Raw genomic sequence first — 14,623 nt, forward strand, 5'->3', positions numbered from 1 at the left:
CGCGCATGACCCCTCGTCGCACCATCGCCATCGTCGGCTACGGCACGGCTGGCCAAGCCTTGTCGATCCTGCTTTCACGTGAGCATCACGACGTGCACGTGTTCGAGCGTGCCGCCACGCCCGGTCCGGTCGGGGCAGGGTTCCTGCTCCAGCCCAGCGGCCTGGACGTGCTCTGGCAGATGGAGCTGCTGCCGGCGGTGCTCCGTCATGGCGCCGCCGTGCGCCGGCTGTACGGCGAGACCCCGTGCGGACGCGCGGTGATGGACATGCGCTATGCCGACCTGGATCCATCGCTGCACGGTGTGGGGATGCAGCGCGGCGCGCTGTTCTCGCTGCTGGCCGACGCGTGGGAGCACCCGGGCAACCTGCAGGCCGACACCGCCATCGTCGCGGTGGACGCCGCACAGGGGCGCCTGCGCGACGCACACGGGCACTGGCATGGCCCTTACGATCTGGTGATCGCCGCCGATGGCGCCGCCTCGTCGCTGCGCGCGCAGGTGCAGGGCACGGTGCTGGACCGCGAGTACCCGTGGGGCGCGCTGTGGTGCCTGCTGCCGCGCGCCGATTGGCCGCACATCGATGAACTGCGGCAGCGCTACGTGGCCGCGCGCAGGATGATCGGCCTGCTGCCGGTGGGGACGCGACCGGGCAACGACACGCCACAGCTGAGTTTCTTCTGGAGCCTGCCCCGCGACCGGTTCGCGCAATGGGAGCGTGACGGCATGGCGCGCTGGCTCGATGAGGTCGCCGCGCTGTGGCCGCAGGCGCATGAGCGCCTCGCCGGCGTGACCGGACCGGCGCAACTGGCCCGCGCCGGCTATCGCGATGCGGTGCTCTCGCGTTGGCATCGCGAGCGGCTGGTGCTGGTCGGCGATGCCGCCCACGCGATGAGTCCGCAGCTGGGGCAGGGCGTGAACATGGCCCTGATGGACGCGATGGCCCTGCGCGATGCGCTGCGCACGCATGCCGATCACGACGCCGCGCTGCAGGCCTACCAGGCGCAGCGCCGCGCCCACGTCGCGATCTACCAGTACTGGAGCCGCTGGCTGACGCCGTTGTTCCAGTCCGAGCGCGACGGCTGGGCGCGCGCACGCGATCTGTTGTTCCAGCCGATGGGCCGCGTGCCCGGCGGGCGCGGGCACATGCTCCGCGTGCTCAGCGGCACGCAGCACGGCTGGCTCGGCAGACTGCCGTTGTCGCCCGGCTTCGCGCAGGCGATGCGCGCGTTGCACGCACCCGATGGCATCAGCTGACAACGCGGCGTAGCGGTGCCTGCGCGCCGATGTGAGGACGTGAATAACATTCATTGACGGTGGACTCACCGTCGGCATGGGACAACAGCGTGGCAAACGCAGCGTACGCGGCTTTTCTTCCTGCGCCCCGTGCTGCTCACGCCGAAGCGGTGTCCGATTCCTGATCGCTTGGAGGCCCGCGACTGACGGGTGGTAGGGTGGTGCTGCGTTTGCGACCTACGGTCCGGTGGACCGATCGCAACCCAAGGAGATTGAAATGCTGTTCTCGGCCGAAACTCTGGAAAGTGAAATCCGCAAACTGCGCGGACTACTGCAGATGCTGCATGAGGATCAGCCGGACGTGATGGAAGACGTGTTCGAGTTCCATGTGACCAGCCTCATCACGCACGCCGCGCCGGAGCACCATCCGCGCATCCGTGCCGCCGCCCACGAGATGTTGACCGCGATCCAGCGGCAACCAGTGCGGCCCAATCCGCACGCGCCGGATATCCGGCTGATGCCGGACCTGCTGGTCTCGGCGGCCTGATCCACATACGTTGACTGAGTGACTGTTGTCGCGCGCTGCTCGACCTAGCGCGCCGGCAACGCGATGGCCTGGTCTTCGACGCAGGCCACCAGTCTTTCGCCCGTGCCCAGCACCGGCGCGATACCTGCGGTGAATCCTGAGAAGGCGGGCAGGATCGTCATTCCCTCGCGAAGCCAGAACGATGGCCAGCGCCGCTGCATGCCCGGCAGCCTGGCCAGTGGATGCAGGTGGCCGCACACCACGTGCAGGCCGGGGTGACGCTGCGGTGCGTGACGCAGCAGGAACGGTCCCTCCTGGACACGTTCACCCAGCAGTTCAATGCCGAGATCGGCTTTGGGCAGCACCCGGTCATGATTGCCCTCCAGCGCGCCGATCCAGAGCCCGGGATGTTGTTCGCGCCAGCCCTGCCATTGGCGGTACCACGCGGCGCGGTGTGCAGCGCCATGCAGTACATCGCCGAGTATCCACAGCTGGCGCACCGCGTGCTGCTGCACCATCGTGCCCAAGCGCTGCAGATCATCGGAGGTGCCCCCGCTGGGCAGGCCGATGCCCGAGCGCCGGAACAGGTCCGCCTTGCCCAGATGCAGATCGGCGATCAGCAGGCCCTGACGCGCGGGCCAATGCAGCGCACGCGCGCCAAGCAGCTGGACGGTTTCGCCGGCGAGGGTGATCGGCAGTTCAGGCGCCATGGCGTTTCTCCAGTTGCTGTGCGGCGCGCAGGACGCGGGTCTTCCAGTCTTCGTTGCTGAGCTGGCCGCGCAGTCGTTCGGCCCACAACGGGAAGGACAGCGGGCCCAGGCTGCTGGGGTGCTGCAGGCTCAACGTGCGAGCCTGGCAGGACGCCAACGCACGGGCCAGGCTGTCGAGATCGAGTTGATCGTGCAGCACCTCGTGTTCGGCCAGCGTCAGCAGGATGTGATCCGGATCATGCTGGCGCAGCACGTCGTACAGCAGCCCGCTGGAGGCCTGCAGCTGGCGCAGGCTGCGTGGCGTACGGCCAGGCAGTGCCGGCACCAGCATGCCGGACACGCGCGCGATGTCGCGGAACTGGCGTCGCGCCAGTTCGCCCAGGTTGAGGCTCTCGCGCAGATCCGTGAGCAGTCCTTCCGGTTCCAGCAGGGTGCGCACGCGCGCGGCATCGATTTCGACAGCACGGGCCGGCGCCAGCACGAACCCATAGTCGTTGGCCGCGTAGCCGAACGTATTGGTCTGCAGGCGCGTCCAGCGCATCGCCATCAACGCGGCCAGCCCTTCATTGACCTGGCGGCCGGCGAAGGGGTACACGAACACGAACTGACCGTCGCGGCGGCGGACGTGTTCCACCAGCAGCAGTTCGGGCGCGGGCAACGCGGACAGGCGCGCCTGCAGCGACAGCAGCGGCGCCAGCCACTGCATCTCCGGACTCTCCGGCGGGCGGGCCAGCACCGCTTCCATTTCATGCCCCAGCGCCTCGGAGAGCGGAAGGCGCCCGCCCTGCCAACGAGGCACCACACCGTCGCCGCCGCGCGCCAGTCGCACGTACGCGGTCAGATTCTCCAGGCGCACCAGTTCGAGCAGGCGCCCGGCGAACTGGAAGCGATCCCCCGGGCGCAGCCGGCTGAGGAACTGTTCCTCCACCGCGCCGAGCCGGCCGCCGCGAAGGAACTGCACCATGACGCTGCCATCGCTGGTGATGGTGCCGATCGACAAACGATGTCGCAGCGCGACGTGACGGTCATGCACGCGGTAAATGCCATCTTCATCGCGCACGACTTTGTGGAAATCCGGATACTGCGACAGCGCGCGACCGCCCTGCACGATGAACTCCAGCACGCCCTCCCAGTGCGCGGGGTCCAGTGCGGCGAAGGCATGCGTGCGTCGCACCTGCGCGAACAGCGCCTCGGGATCGAAGCCACCGCCGAGCGCGCAGCTCACCGCGTGCTGCGCCAGGACGTCCAGGGACAGCCGCAGCGGCCGGCGGGCCTCGATATGGCCCTGGGCCAGCGCACGTCGCGCCGCGGCGTACTCGACCAGCTCCAGCGCATGCGAGGGCACGCACACGATGTGCCCGGATTCGCCGGGGCGATGTCTGGCGCGGCCGGCACGTTGCAGCAGCCGGGCAATGCCCTTGGGGCTGCCGATCTGCAGGACCTGGTCGACACTGGGGAAGTCGACGCCAAGATCAAGGCTGGACGTGGCGACCACGCAGCGCAGCCGGCCTTCGCGCAGGCCTTGCTCCGCGGCGCGGCGCAGGGCCGGGTCGAGCGAGCCGTGATGCAGGGCGAGGGTATCCGGATCTTCCGGCCACACCGCCGACAGTGCCTGGTGCCACAGTTCGGCGTGGGCGCGCGTGTTGGTGAACAGCAGGCTGGTGCGCACCGCCAGCAGTTTTTCCAGGACACGCTGCAGCTGCGACAGGCCCAGATGACCGGCCCACGGGAAACGCTCGCCCTGGGCCGGCAGCAGCGTCTCCACGCTGACCGGGCGCGGCCGCGCGCCGGCCACCAGCGGCGCGTCGGGCACGTCCGGCAGCAGAACATCGCGCGCCTCGTCCAGGTTGCCGAGCGTCGCCGAGAGCCCCCACACCTGCAGGGTGGGCAGGGCATCGCGCAGGCGGCGCAGGTTCAACTGCAGCAGTACGCCGCGCTTGTTGCCCAGCAGTTCGTGCCACTCATCCACGACCACGCAGCGCAGGTGCTGCAGGCGCGCCATCGTGTCGGGATAGCTCAGCAGCAACGCCAGCGACTCCGGGGTGGTCACCAGCACATCGAGCCGGCCCTCGCGCGCCAGGCGCTTGTCGCGCGCGCTGGCATCGCCGGTGCGCAGGCCCACCTGCCAGTCCAGCCCGAGCGCGTCCAGCGGCTCACGCAGCGCGCGCGCGGTGTCGGCGGCCAGCGCACGCAGCGGCGTGATCCACAGGACCTGCAGGACCGGCACCGGTGTCTTCGCACGGCCGCGGGTCGTCCGTGGCGGCGGATCGTGCAGCGCCTGCAGCAGCGGACCGCCGAACATCGCCAGTGTCTTGCCGCTGCCGGTCGGTGTGTGCAGCAGGCCGGACTCGCCGGCCAGATAGTGCCGCCACATCGCTTTCTGGAAGGGCAGCGGCGCCCAGCCCCGGCTGGCGAACCACGCCGTCAGGCGGGCCATGGCCTCCCGTCGCGTCACCGCGCCAGCGCCTGCAGCTGGGCCAGGGTGTCGGCCTCGCTGGCCGGCTTGTCGTGCCGCCAGCGCAGGATGCGGGGGAAGCGCACCGCGATGCCGGACTTGTGGCGCTTGCTGCGGTTCACCGCTTCAAAGCCGAGTTCGAACACCTGCTCGCCACGGACGCTGCGCACCGGCCCGAACCGTTCGATCGTGTTAGCGCGGATCCAGCGGTCCAGCGCGAGGATTTCCTTGTCGTCCAGGCCAGAGTACGCCTTGGCCACCGGCACCAGGGTCTCGCCATCCCACACCCCGAAGGTGTAATCGGTGTACAGCGTGCTGCGCCGGCCATGACCGGACTGCGCATAGATCATCACCGCATCGATGGTCAGTGGATCGATTTTCCATTTCCACCAGTCGCCGCGCCGGCGTCCCGCCTGGTAGACCGAATCGCGTCGCTTGAGCATCAACCCTTCCACACCACGCTCGCGGGCGAGATCGCGGTGCCGGGCGGCGGCGCTCCAGTCCGCGACGCTGACCTCCGGCGACAGCATCAGGCGCGGGTCGTCCAGCGTGGCGAGTACGTCGGCCAGGCGCGCACGCCGTTGCGCGAGCGACAGCGCGCGCAGGTCTTCACCACCCAGCTCGAGCAGATCGTAGGCGAGCACGCGCACCGGCGTATCGCGCAGTGTCTTCGGCCCGGGCTTGAGCCGCTGGATGCGGGTCTGCAGCGCGGTGAACGGCAGCGGCAGTGCGTCGCCGTCGGCCCAGGCCAGCAGCTCGCCATCGATCACGCAGCCATCGGGCAACGCCATCGCCGCCGCGTCGATTTCAGGGAAGCGGCCGTCCAGCCGCTCTTCGCCGCGCGACCACAGCGCGACCTCGCCCTGGCGGCGCAGCACCTGCAGGCGGATGCCGTCCCACTTCCATTCCAGCAGCCAGTCTTCGATCGGACCAAGCGTGTCGACCTCCGCCTCCAGCGGCGAGGCCAGGAAGAACGGGTAGGGCTGCTGGCGATCTTCAGGGCGCTCTTCGGGTGACAGCAGGGCCGCCAGCAATCCGGGCGTCGGCACCCAGCTGCCGAGCATGCGCTGGGCGATGCGCGCGATATCGATCCCCGACCACTCCGCCAGTGCCTGCTGCACCAGCCGCTGTGAGACGCCCACGCGCAGCGCACCCGTCAGCAGCTTGTTGAACACCAGCCGCTCGTCGAAGGCGAGCTGTTGCCACGCCCCGGTGATGGCCGCGTGGCGTACCGGTTCGGGCTGATTGGCGACCGGCAGCAGTTTCTGCTCGATCCAGTCGGCCAGCGCGATATCCGCGCCGACCTGCAGCGGATCGTCCATCAGCAGGGTCAGCGTCTCGGCCAGGTCGCCCACCTGGTCGTAGCTGTCGTCCACCAGCCAGGTTGGCGTGTCGGAGATCTCCGCGACCCACGCGCGCAGCTCGGCGTTGCCGGCGATCTTCCGGCGCGCGCTGGTGACCTTGCCGCCGGCCAGCAGGAACAGCGCCCACGCCGCGTCGTGCGGGGGCGCCTGCTGGAAGTAGCGCACCAGCGCGGCGCGCTTGTCGCCGGTGGCAGTGCTGCGGTCGAGTTCACTGTAGAGCGCGGCGAAGCGTTTCATTCTTCGTCCCCGTAGCCGGTGGCGAAGGCCTCGGCGGCGACGCCGCGCTCGCGCAGGAAGCGGATCAGCGCGTCGGTGTTGCCGTGGGTGGCGATGACGCGGCGGGCACCGGTCTCGGCGATGGTGCGCAGCAGGTCGGGCCAGTCGGCATGATCGGAGACGACGAAGCCACGGTCGTAGTTGCGGCGGCGGCGGTTGCCGCGCACCCGCATCCATCCCGACGCGAAACCAAGCTGCGCGCGTTTGAAGCGGCGCATCCACGCACTCCCCGCCGCCGAGGGCGGGGCCAGGATCAGCTTGCCGGCGAACTCCGCACCGCGCGCCTGCTCGCTGACCGGCTCGGTGGCGAGCATCGGAATCCCGGCCTCGCGGTAGACCGCCACGCCGGTGGCGATCGCACCATGCAGCAGCGCCGGCTGCGTATCCAGCGGGAGCAGTTCGGCCAGGATCCGCTGTGCCTTGCCCAGCGCGTAGCAGAGCAGCACGGCCGCCTCGCCGCGCGCTTCGCATTCGCGCCGCCACGCCACGATGTCCGCCGCGACCTGCGACGTGTCCGGCCAGCGGTACACCGGCAGGCCGAAGGTCGCCTCGGTGATGAAGGTGTCGCAGGGCACCACCTCGAACGGGTCGCAGCTCGGATCGTGCTGCCGCTTGTAGTCGCCCGAGGCGACCCAGACCCGCCCCGCATGCGCGATCCGCACCTGGGCCGAGCCGAGCACGTGCCCGGCCGAATGCAGGGAGACCTCGGTGTCGCCGAGGGTGAAGCGTTCACCGTACGCGTGTGCGCTGCAGTCCACATCGCCCAGCCGCCAGCGCAGGATCGGCAGGGTCTGCGTGGTGCAGTGGTAGTGGCCCATGCCGTTGCGCGCGTGATCGCCATGGCCGTGCGTGATCACCGCCCGCGGCACCGGTCGCCACGGGTCGATGTGGAAATCACCGGCGGGGCAGTACAGCCCCTCGGGCCGGAGCACCACCAGGTCGTCGTTGTCGGCATCCGCGTTCATGCCTGCACTGTGCCGCCGGGCTCGTGCAGGAGGTGAGAATCCGCATGAACGGCGGCCTGCAGGGGGATGCGGCAGAATCGGTGCATCTGTCTGCAAGGAGCTCGCCGTGATGACATCAGCACTGCCCGCGTTCGAAACGCACGAGGTGAGCAACCAGCCGCCACCTTTCGGGGGGCGCAATCTATGGGCCGACGACGTCGCACTGGCCGAGGCAGTGCAGCGCGAAGGAGGCGCCGCGTTCGCGGGCCAGCTGGCGCGCTATGGCGGCCTCGCCGGCGATGAGCTGTACCGGATCGGCTTCGACGCCAATCGCGATCGGCCGCGCCTGCGCACCCACGATGCGCAGGGCCATCGCATCGATACGGTCGAGTTCCATCCGGCGTACCACCAGCTGATGACGGCGGCGAAGACGCACGGCGTGGCCGGGCTGTCCTGGCACGATGGTGGGCCGGGTGCGCATGTCGCGCGCGCGGCGTTGAGTTATCTGCATCACCAGGCCGAGGCGGGGACCAGTTGTCCGCTGACGATGACCCACGCCGCCGTCGCCGTGCTGCGCCAGGATCCGTCGCTCGCCGCCTGGGCGGACAAGGCGGCGGCCCCGCATTACGACCCGCGTGACGTGCCGATCGCGGACAAGGCCGGGATCACCCTGGGCATGGGCATGACCGAGAAGCAGGGCGGCTCGGACGTGCGCAGCAACACCACGCGGGCCGAGCCCCAGGTCGATGGCAGCTATGCGTTGGTCGGCCACAAGTGGTTCTTCTCCGCGCCGATGTCCGATGGTTTCCTGGTGCTGGCGCAGGCGCCGGGAGGCCTGAGTTGCTTCCTGATGCCGCGACGCCTGCCCGATGGCGACCGCAACGCGTTCCGGCTGATGCGCTTGAAAGACAAGCTTGGCGACTGGTCCAACGCCTCCAGCGAGGTGGAGCTGTGCGGTGCCTGGGCGCAGCGTGTCGGCGAAGAAGGGCGCGGGGTGGCCACCATCATCGGGATGGTCATGATGACGCGGCTGGACTGCATGCTCGGTGCCGCCGCCGAGATGCGCATGGCCCTGGCCCAGGCGCTGCACCACACACGGCACCGCAGCAGCTTCGGCACGCGGCTGAGCGAGCAGCCGCTGATGGCCAACGTCCTGGCCGATCTGGCGATCGAATCCGAAGCGGCCACGGTGTTCGCCATGCGTGTGGCACGCGCGGTGGACCAGTCCGCGGCCGATCCGCAGCAGGCCGCGTTCGCGCGCATCGCCACGGGCGTGGGCAAGTACTGGGTGTGCAAGCGTGCGGCCATGTTCGTCAATGAAGCGCAGGAGTGCCTCGGCGGCGCGGGCTATGTGGAGGAGTCGATGCTGCCGCGGCTGTACCGGCAGGCGCCGTTGAATTCGATCTGGGAAGGCAGCGGAAACATCCAGTGCCTGGACGTACTGCGTGCCCTGTCACGCGAACCGCAGGTGCTGCACGCGCTGGATGCGGAATTGAATGCGGTGGCCGGTGCCGATGCGATCTATGACGCCGCACTGCGGGCGTTGCGCGTCCAGCTCGCGGCCACGCCGGAGCAGGCACAGGCCCGCCGTATCACCGAACGCCTGGCGCTGCTGTTGCAGGCCGCGGTACTGCTGCGGGCGCAGAGTCCGAACACCTCCGTCTTCATCCGTTCACGGCTCGGGGCCGAGCACGGGATGGCCTTCGGCACGCTGCCGGCGGATATCGATGTCGGCGCCGTGCTGGGCCGCGCACTGCCATAACGCAGACGCCCCCTCCAAGGGAGGGGGCGTCGTGACCGACGTGATGCACTTGAAGGGGCGGCCGGACTCAGCGCTTGGCTTCGTTGGCGTTCTTGTTGGCATCGTCGGCGACGTCGCGCGCCTTGTCGGCGACCTTCTGCGCGGCATCGGCGGTGGACTCGCTGGCGTGGGCAGCCGCATCCTTGGCGGCGACCTTGGCTTCGCCGGCAGCCTCGGAGGTGGCCGCAGCAGCGCGGTCGAGTGCCTGCTGGGTATCGGCGGCAGCGCGCTCGGAGGCGGCCGCGGCATCGTCGGCAGCACTGCGGGTGGCCGCAGCGGCCTTGTCGACGGCTTCGCGCGCGGCGGCATTGGTGCTGTCGGCGGCCTGCGCGGCGTCACGGCGGGCCTGTTCGGCCTCCGGGCCCTTGCACGCGGCCAGGCCGAGCAGCAGGGAAGCGGCCAGCAGGGAGGTGGTCAGCGGACGGATCTTCATGTGGCGCTCCAGAACGGCGATGGATGGGAGGCCAGCCTATTCATGCGCCTGTGAAGACGCGGTGCGCGCGGCAGCGCGGCAAAGAACACCCAAAGAAAAAGCCGCTGGCGAACCAGCGGCTTCTTCAGACTTGCTTGAAGAAAGAAGTGATTACTTCTTGGCTTCTTCAGCAGCGTCCTTGGCCTGCTCAGCGGTGTTTTCCGCAGTCTTGGCAGCGTCCTTCGCCTGCTCAGCAGCAGCGTCGGTGGCAGCGCCAGCAGCCTGGGCAGCGGCATCAGCCGAAGCGTCAGCAGCGGTGGTGGCGGTGTCAGCAGCAGCCTGGGCAGCGTCAGCAGCCGGGGCGCCAGCAGCAGCGGCCTGGTCAGCAGCGGCCTGGGCGTCAGCGGCGGCTTCGTTGGCCGAAGCGGCAGCGTCAGCAGCCTGCTCCTGCTTCGAGCAGGCGGTCAGAGCCAGGCCCAGGGCCATTGCGATCAGCAGCTTGTTGATGCTCATTGTTGTGAATCCTCGTCGTTAGATTAGGCAACGCGCTATTGCGCGCCCGGCAACATGATGACAAGCCACGATTGGCTGTCAAGCGATCGCGCATTCAGTTTTGAGAAATGCGCGTTAAACCAAATCAAATCAATTCGATAGCGATGGCGGTTGCTTCGCCGCCGCCAATGCACAGGGTAGCAATTCCGCGCTTGGCGTCGCGCTTGCGCAACGCGTTCACCAGCGTGACCACCAAGCGTGCACCCGACGCACCGATGGGATGACCCAATGCGCAGGCACCGCCATTGACGTTGACCTTGTCATGCGGAATGCCCAGCTCGCGGATCGGCGCCATCGCGACCACGGCGAAGGCTTCGTTGATCTCGAACAGATCCACCTGGTCCAGCGTCCAGCCGGTCTTTTCCAGAAGCTTGTGGATCGCACCGATCGGCGCGGTGGTGAACCACTCCGGCGCCTGCGAATGGGTGGCGTGGCCGACGATGCGGGCCAGCGGCTGCAGGCCGCGGGCGGCGGCGTCCTCCTCGGTGAGCAGCACGACCGCGGCGGCGCCGTCGGAGATGCTCGAGGAGCTGGCGGCGGTGACCGTGCCGTCCTTCTTGAACGCCGGGCGCAGGGTCGGGATCTTGGCGATGTCCGAGCGGCTCGGCTGTTCGTCCTGTGCGTACTCGACCTCACCCTTGCGGGTGCTGACCTTCACCGGCACGATTTCTCCGTCGAAGGCGCCATTGGCCTGCGCGGCCTGCGCGCGGCGGACCGATTCGATGGCGAAGGCATCCTGGTCCTCGCGGCTGACCTGGTACTTCTCCACCGTGCATTCGGCGAACTCGCCCATGGCCTTGCCGTCGTAGGCATTGACCAGGCCGTCGTGCGCCATGTGGTCGATCACCTGGAAGTTGCCGAAGCGGTTGCCGGTGCGCGAGTTGGGGATCATGTGCGGGGCGTTGGACATCGACTCCATGCCACCGGCGACCACGATGCTGGCCGAGCCGGCCTTGATCAGGTCATGCCCCAGCATGATGGCCTTCATGCCCGAGCCGCACACCTTGTTGAGGGTGGTGGCGCCGGTGGAGACCGGAATCCCGGCGGCGATCGCGGCCTGGCGGGCCGGCGCCTGGCCGAGGTTGGCCGGCAGCACGCAGCCCATGATCACTTCGGAAACGTCCGCAGCCGGTACTCCGGACTGCTCCAGGGCCGCTGCGATCACGGTGGCCCCCAGGGTCGGGGATGGCACGCCGTTGAACTGGCCCAGGAAGGAGCCGATGGCGGTGCGCTTGGCGGCGGCGATGACGATGTTGGACATGTGCAATCTCTTTGGTGCGTGAGCGAAGAGCGGAATGGGAACGCGGGCGTTGGAAGCCGACGCATTTCCCGGCAGACTGCGTGGGGGTCGGTCCAGTATAGAGGGTCGGCATTGACCGCCGGTGTCTGCCCGGGAGGCAGGCAGGTGGGGAAGGTCCATTCACAAGGGGAGCAGGGATGAAGCAGGTTGTGATCGGCAGGTCGGCCTTGGCCGCGGCATTGGCGTTGGCATTGAGTGCCTGCGGAGGCGGAGGCAGCAATGTCCGCGGGGATCTGGAGCCGTCGCCGCCTCCGACCCAGCCCCCGTCGCCGCCCCCCACCACGCCACCTTCTCCACCGCCGACCACGGCGCCGACGCCGCAGCCGGCGATCGACGCGCACCTGGCCATCGTCCAGGCGGGGCCGGCGCAGTCCGCCGGCTGGACCGGTGCCGGCGTGCGCATCGGCATCGTCGATTCGGGCGTGAACCGTGAGCATCCCGCGCTCAGCGGGCGGGTGCTGGCGAACTACACCTACGTCGATCCGCGCGTGAACAACGTCAATGTGGACGACGTGGTCGGCCACGGCACCGTCGTCGCCGAACTGGCCGCCGGTCGCCGGGTAGGCAGCTGGCCGGGCGGCGTGGCCAGCGAAGCGCAGATCGTCTCGGCGCGCATCATCGCCGACAAGCGTCCCGTCGATGACGGCTCAGGCAGTGGCAACGAAGTGACCGGTGCGATCGGCCTGGACGGCGTGCATCAGGACCTGATCGCGGCCGGCGTCAAGATCATGAACAACTCGTGGGGTGGCCTGTACTGGACCAACCCGTCGGCCACCGCGCCGATCGCCCAGGAATACCGGCCCTTCATCATCAGCAACGGCGGCCTGGTGGTGTTCGCCACCGGCAACGAGAGCAAGCCCAATCCCTCCAGCATGGCGGCGCTGCCCAGCCAGGTCGGTCCGGGCGGCAGCCTGCCCGCCGCGGATCTGGAACGCGGCTGGCTGAGCGTGACCGCCGTCGATACCGCAGACCCGGGCAAGCTGGCTTCGTATGCCAACGCCTGCGGCGTCGCGGCGCAGTATTGCCTCGCCGCACCGGGCACGGTGGCCTATGTCGATCCGGCCAACAAGGGCGGCACGCCGGAGTACTACTATGGCTCGGGCACGTCCTATGCGGCGCCGCTGGTCTCCGGCGCGGCGGCGCTGGTGTGGCAGAAATATCCGTATTTCACCAACGACCTGGTGCGCCAGACGCTGCTGGGCACCGCGACCGATCTCGGCGCGGCCGGCGTGGACCGGACGTTCGGCTACGGCCTGCTCAACATCGCCAAGGCGATCAATGGTCCGGCCAGGCTGGACTGGGGCGATGTGACGGTCAATGTCGCCACGCTGGGGCTGGATTCGGTGTGGAGCAACGACATCAGCGGCAACGGCGGGCTGACCAAGCAGGGTGCGGGTGCGCTGACCCTGGCCGGCGCCAATACCTACACCGGTGACACCATCATCGAGCGCGGCACCCTCGCGCTGCGCGGCGGTGCGTCGCTGCGGTCCAACGTGCTCATCGCGCCGCAGGCGGGCAATCCCAATGCTGCGGCGCTGCAGTTCATGAACGGCACGACGCGGGTCAGCGGCAACGTGGACAATGGCGCCAGCGTGATCCTGCGCAGCGACAACATCGATGCGGTCATCGAAGGCAACTACATCCAGCGTGCCAGCGCGCAACTGGTGGTCGCACTGGGTGCCAACCCGCTCATGGTGAACGGCAGCGCCACGCTGGCCGGCACGGTGCGCGTGGACAGCATCATCAGCGGCTACGTGCCCCAGGACGGACGCACGCAGCCGCTGCTGCATGCCGATGGTGGGGTGACCGGCACCTTCGCCAGCGTCACCAACGGGCTGGCGCCCGGCACCCTGCTCCAGGCGAGCCTGCTGCATGCGAACAACGACGTCACCCTGGTCACCGACCGCATCAACGTGACCAGCGCGAGCCTGCAGGCCGGCCTCGGTGGAACCGCCCTGGCGTCGGCGGCGCGCGTGGAATCCGCGTTCGAGGTGCTCGATGGCAAGGGGGCGGCGCTGGACGGGTTCGCGGACGCGGCCGGCCAGCTGCAGCAGGTCGACGGGGCCAACGCCTTGCAGGCGAGCCTGGACAGCCTGTCCGGCAAGGCGCATGCGCTGGCGACGGCGGCGACCTTCGACAGCATCGACATGAACCGTCGTGCGCTGTCGGCACGGGTGGGTGACGTGCAGGCCGCGCCGCGCCTGCGCGGTGCCTGGCAGAGCGCGTTGGGCGAGGCGGGCCAGGGCAGCTTCGCCGGCAACGGGGTGGCGACCCGGGGCTGGATGATGGGCCAGGACATGGCGCTGGGCAGCCACGGCATGCTCGGTTTCGCGTTCGGCGAAACCCGCAGCTACGGCAGCCGCGAGTGGGGTAGTGACCGCGGCCGCGACCGTCAATCGCAGGCGCAGGTCTATGCGGGCTGGGGGACCGGCCGTGCGTATGCGATGGGCCAGATCGGCGCCGGCCAGTTCACCCGTGAGATCGATCGCCAACTGCTGCTGGGTGCCGGCCAGTACGGGGTCAATGCGCGCTACGGCGGCAGCTTCAGCGCGGCCAGCGTGGAGTCGGGTTACCGCTTCGGCAGCGCCACGGCATCGCTGACGCCTTACCTGGGCGCCGAGTACGCCCGGGTGGACAGCGACGGCTTCAGCGAAGCGGGCGGCATGGGCTTTGGCCTGCGCGCGCACGATGCCGTGAGCACGCGCAGCCAGGCCCTGGCCGGTCTGCGTGCCGAGCGTCGCTGGGGCGGCTGGTCGCTGCGCGGCTATGCCGAGTGGCAACAGCATCTGTCCAGCGACGGCCTGGCCTTGGACGCCAGCTTCGTCGGGGTCGAGGCCTGGGCACCAGTGGCCGGGTTGCAGCCGGCCCGCTCGGGCGGGCTGTTCGGGCTCTCGGTGGAGTCGTGGCTGAGCCGCACCAGCCGCCTGGCGTTCGGCTACGACCAGCGCTTCGGCCCGCGGGGCGATCTGCGCCAGGTGCAGTTGCGCTATTCGGCCGGGTTCTGACAGCCGGTCTCACTGCGACGTGTGTAAAAAAAGAGGGCGCGATCAA

At 69.2% G+C, this 14,623-nt stretch carries 11 protein-coding genes; 4 read left to right on the top strand and 7 right to left on the bottom strand.

The annotated features are described in order from the left end of the window. Positions 1–5 precede the first annotated feature (5 nt). Together HH110_RS07950 and HH110_RS07955 are read left to right on the top strand one after the other, a co-directional pair. Positions 6–1,253, top strand: a complete 1,248-nt coding sequence (locus HH110_RS07950) for an NAD(P)/FAD-dependent oxidoreductase (protein ID WP_176989200.1) — start codon at positions 6–8, stop codon at positions 1,251–1,253. A 256-nt stretch (positions 1,254–1,509) separates the two neighbouring features. Continuing rightward, the gene (locus tag HH110_RS07955) at positions 1,510–1,779 is read left to right on the top strand and encodes a hypothetical protein (protein ID WP_176989201.1); all 270 of its coding nucleotides are present in this window, start codon (positions 1,510–1,512) and stop codon (positions 1,777–1,779) included. A gap of 44 nt (positions 1,780–1,823) precedes the next feature. Here the strand turns inward: HH110_RS07955 and pdeM are convergent, their stop codons facing one another. Genes pdeM through HH110_RS07975 form a run of 4 tightly spaced genes read right to left on the bottom strand, consistent with a single transcriptional unit; the run spans position 1,824 to position 7,528 of the window. Beyond that, positions 1,824–2,468, bottom strand: coding sequence for a ligase-associated DNA damage response endonuclease PdeM (gene pdeM / locus HH110_RS07960; RefSeq protein ID WP_176989202.1), 645 nt, complete (start codon positions 2,466–2,468; stop codon positions 1,824–1,826). Further along, entirely contained in the window at positions 2,458–4,905 is a 2,448-nt protein-coding gene (locus tag HH110_RS07965; protein WP_176989203.1) for a ligase-associated DNA damage response DEXH box helicase, read from the bottom strand. Before HH110_RS07965 ends, pdeM begins: the two co-directional genes overlap by 11 nt. A gap of 14 nt (positions 4,906–4,919) precedes the next feature. Then, positions 4,920–6,524, bottom strand: a complete 1,605-nt coding sequence (locus HH110_RS07970) for an ATP-dependent DNA ligase (protein WP_176989204.1) — start codon at positions 6,522–6,524, stop codon at positions 4,920–4,922. Next, positions 6,521–7,528 carry a ligase-associated DNA damage response exonuclease gene (locus HH110_RS07975; RefSeq protein ID WP_176989205.1) on the bottom strand — a complete coding sequence of 336 codons (1,008 nt, stop codon included), beginning with the start codon at positions 7,526–7,528 and terminating at the stop codon, positions 6,521–6,523. The genes HH110_RS07970 and HH110_RS07975 overlap by 4 nt, the downstream gene beginning before the upstream one ends. A 109-nt stretch (positions 7,529–7,637) precedes the next feature. Between HH110_RS07975 and HH110_RS07980 the strand changes: the two genes are divergently transcribed. Then, complete coding sequence (locus HH110_RS07980; protein ID WP_176989206.1) at positions 7,638–9,269, top strand: isovaleryl-CoA dehydrogenase; 1,632 nt, start codon at positions 7,638–7,640, stop codon at positions 9,267–9,269. Positions 9,270–9,336: 67 nt separating this feature from the next. Here the strand turns inward: HH110_RS07980 and HH110_RS07985 are convergent, their stop codons facing one another. From HH110_RS07985 to HH110_RS07995, 3 genes are all read right to left on the bottom strand, one after another. Continuing rightward, entirely contained in the window at positions 9,337–9,741 is a 405-nt protein-coding gene (locus tag HH110_RS07985) for a hypothetical protein (RefSeq protein WP_176989207.1), read from the bottom strand. A gap of 150 nt (positions 9,742–9,891) precedes the next feature. Beyond that, positions 9,892–10,233: a hypothetical protein gene (locus HH110_RS07990; RefSeq protein ID WP_019183430.1), complete on the bottom strand. Its 342-nt coding sequence runs from the start codon at positions 10,231–10,233 to the stop codon at positions 9,892–9,894. A gap of 124 nt (positions 10,234–10,357) precedes the next feature. Beyond that, the gene (locus tag HH110_RS07995; RefSeq protein ID WP_176989208.1) at positions 10,358–11,533 is read right to left on the bottom strand and encodes a thiolase family protein; all 1,176 of its coding nucleotides are present in this window, start codon (positions 11,531–11,533) and stop codon (positions 10,358–10,360) included. Between the two features lie 176 nt (positions 11,534–11,709). Between HH110_RS07995 and HH110_RS08000 the strand changes: the two genes are divergently transcribed. Continuing rightward, the gene (locus HH110_RS08000) at positions 11,710–14,577 is read left to right on the top strand and encodes a S8 family serine peptidase (protein ID WP_176989209.1); all 2,868 of its coding nucleotides are present in this window, start codon (positions 11,710–11,712) and stop codon (positions 14,575–14,577) included. Positions 14,578–14,623 lie beyond the last annotated feature (46 nt).

The organism is Stenotrophomonas sp. SAM-B (assembly GCF_013387485.1).
GTDB classification, from domain to species: Bacteria; Pseudomonadota; Gammaproteobacteria; order Xanthomonadales; family Xanthomonadaceae; genus Stenotrophomonas; species Stenotrophomonas maltophilia_AA.

Bases quoted from the DNA above. Each gene is read 5' to 3' on its own strand.
- HH110_RS07985 (WP_176989207.1), bottom strand. From the start codon at position 9,741: ATGAAGATCCGTCCGCTGACCACCTCCCTGCTGGCCGCTTCCCTGCTG.
- HH110_RS07980 (WP_176989206.1), top strand. From the start codon at position 7,638: ATGACATCAGCACTGCCCGCGTTCGAAACGCACGAGGTGAGCAACCAG.
- HH110_RS07950 (WP_176989200.1), top strand. From the start codon at position 6: ATGACCCCTCGTCGCACCATCGCCATCGTCGGCTACGGCACGGCTGGC.
- HH110_RS07955 (WP_176989201.1), top strand. From the start codon at position 1,510: ATGCTGTTCTCGGCCGAAACTCTGGAAAGTGAAATCCGCAAACTGCGC.
- HH110_RS07990 (WP_019183430.1), bottom strand. From the start codon at position 10,233: ATGAGCATCAACAAGCTGCTGATCGCAATGGCCCTGGGCCTGGCTCTG.
- HH110_RS07965 (WP_176989203.1), bottom strand. From the start codon at position 4,905: ATGGCCCGCCTGACGGCGTGGTTCGCCAGCCGGGGCTGGGCGCCGCTG.
- HH110_RS07995 (WP_176989208.1), bottom strand. From the start codon at position 11,533: ATGTCCAACATCGTCATCGCCGCCGCCAAGCGCACCGCCATCGGCTCC.
- HH110_RS07970 (WP_176989204.1), bottom strand. From the start codon at position 6,524: ATGAAACGCTTCGCCGCGCTCTACAGTGAACTCGACCGCAGCACTGCC.
- HH110_RS07975 (WP_176989205.1), bottom strand. From the start codon at position 7,528: ATGAACGCGGATGCCGACAACGACGACCTGGTGGTGCTCCGGCCCGAG.
- HH110_RS08000 (WP_176989209.1), top strand. From the start codon at position 11,710: ATGAAGCAGGTTGTGATCGGCAGGTCGGCCTTGGCCGCGGCATTGGCG.
- pdeM (WP_176989202.1), bottom strand. From the start codon at position 2,468: ATGGCGCCTGAACTGCCGATCACCCTCGCCGGCGAAACCGTCCAGCTG.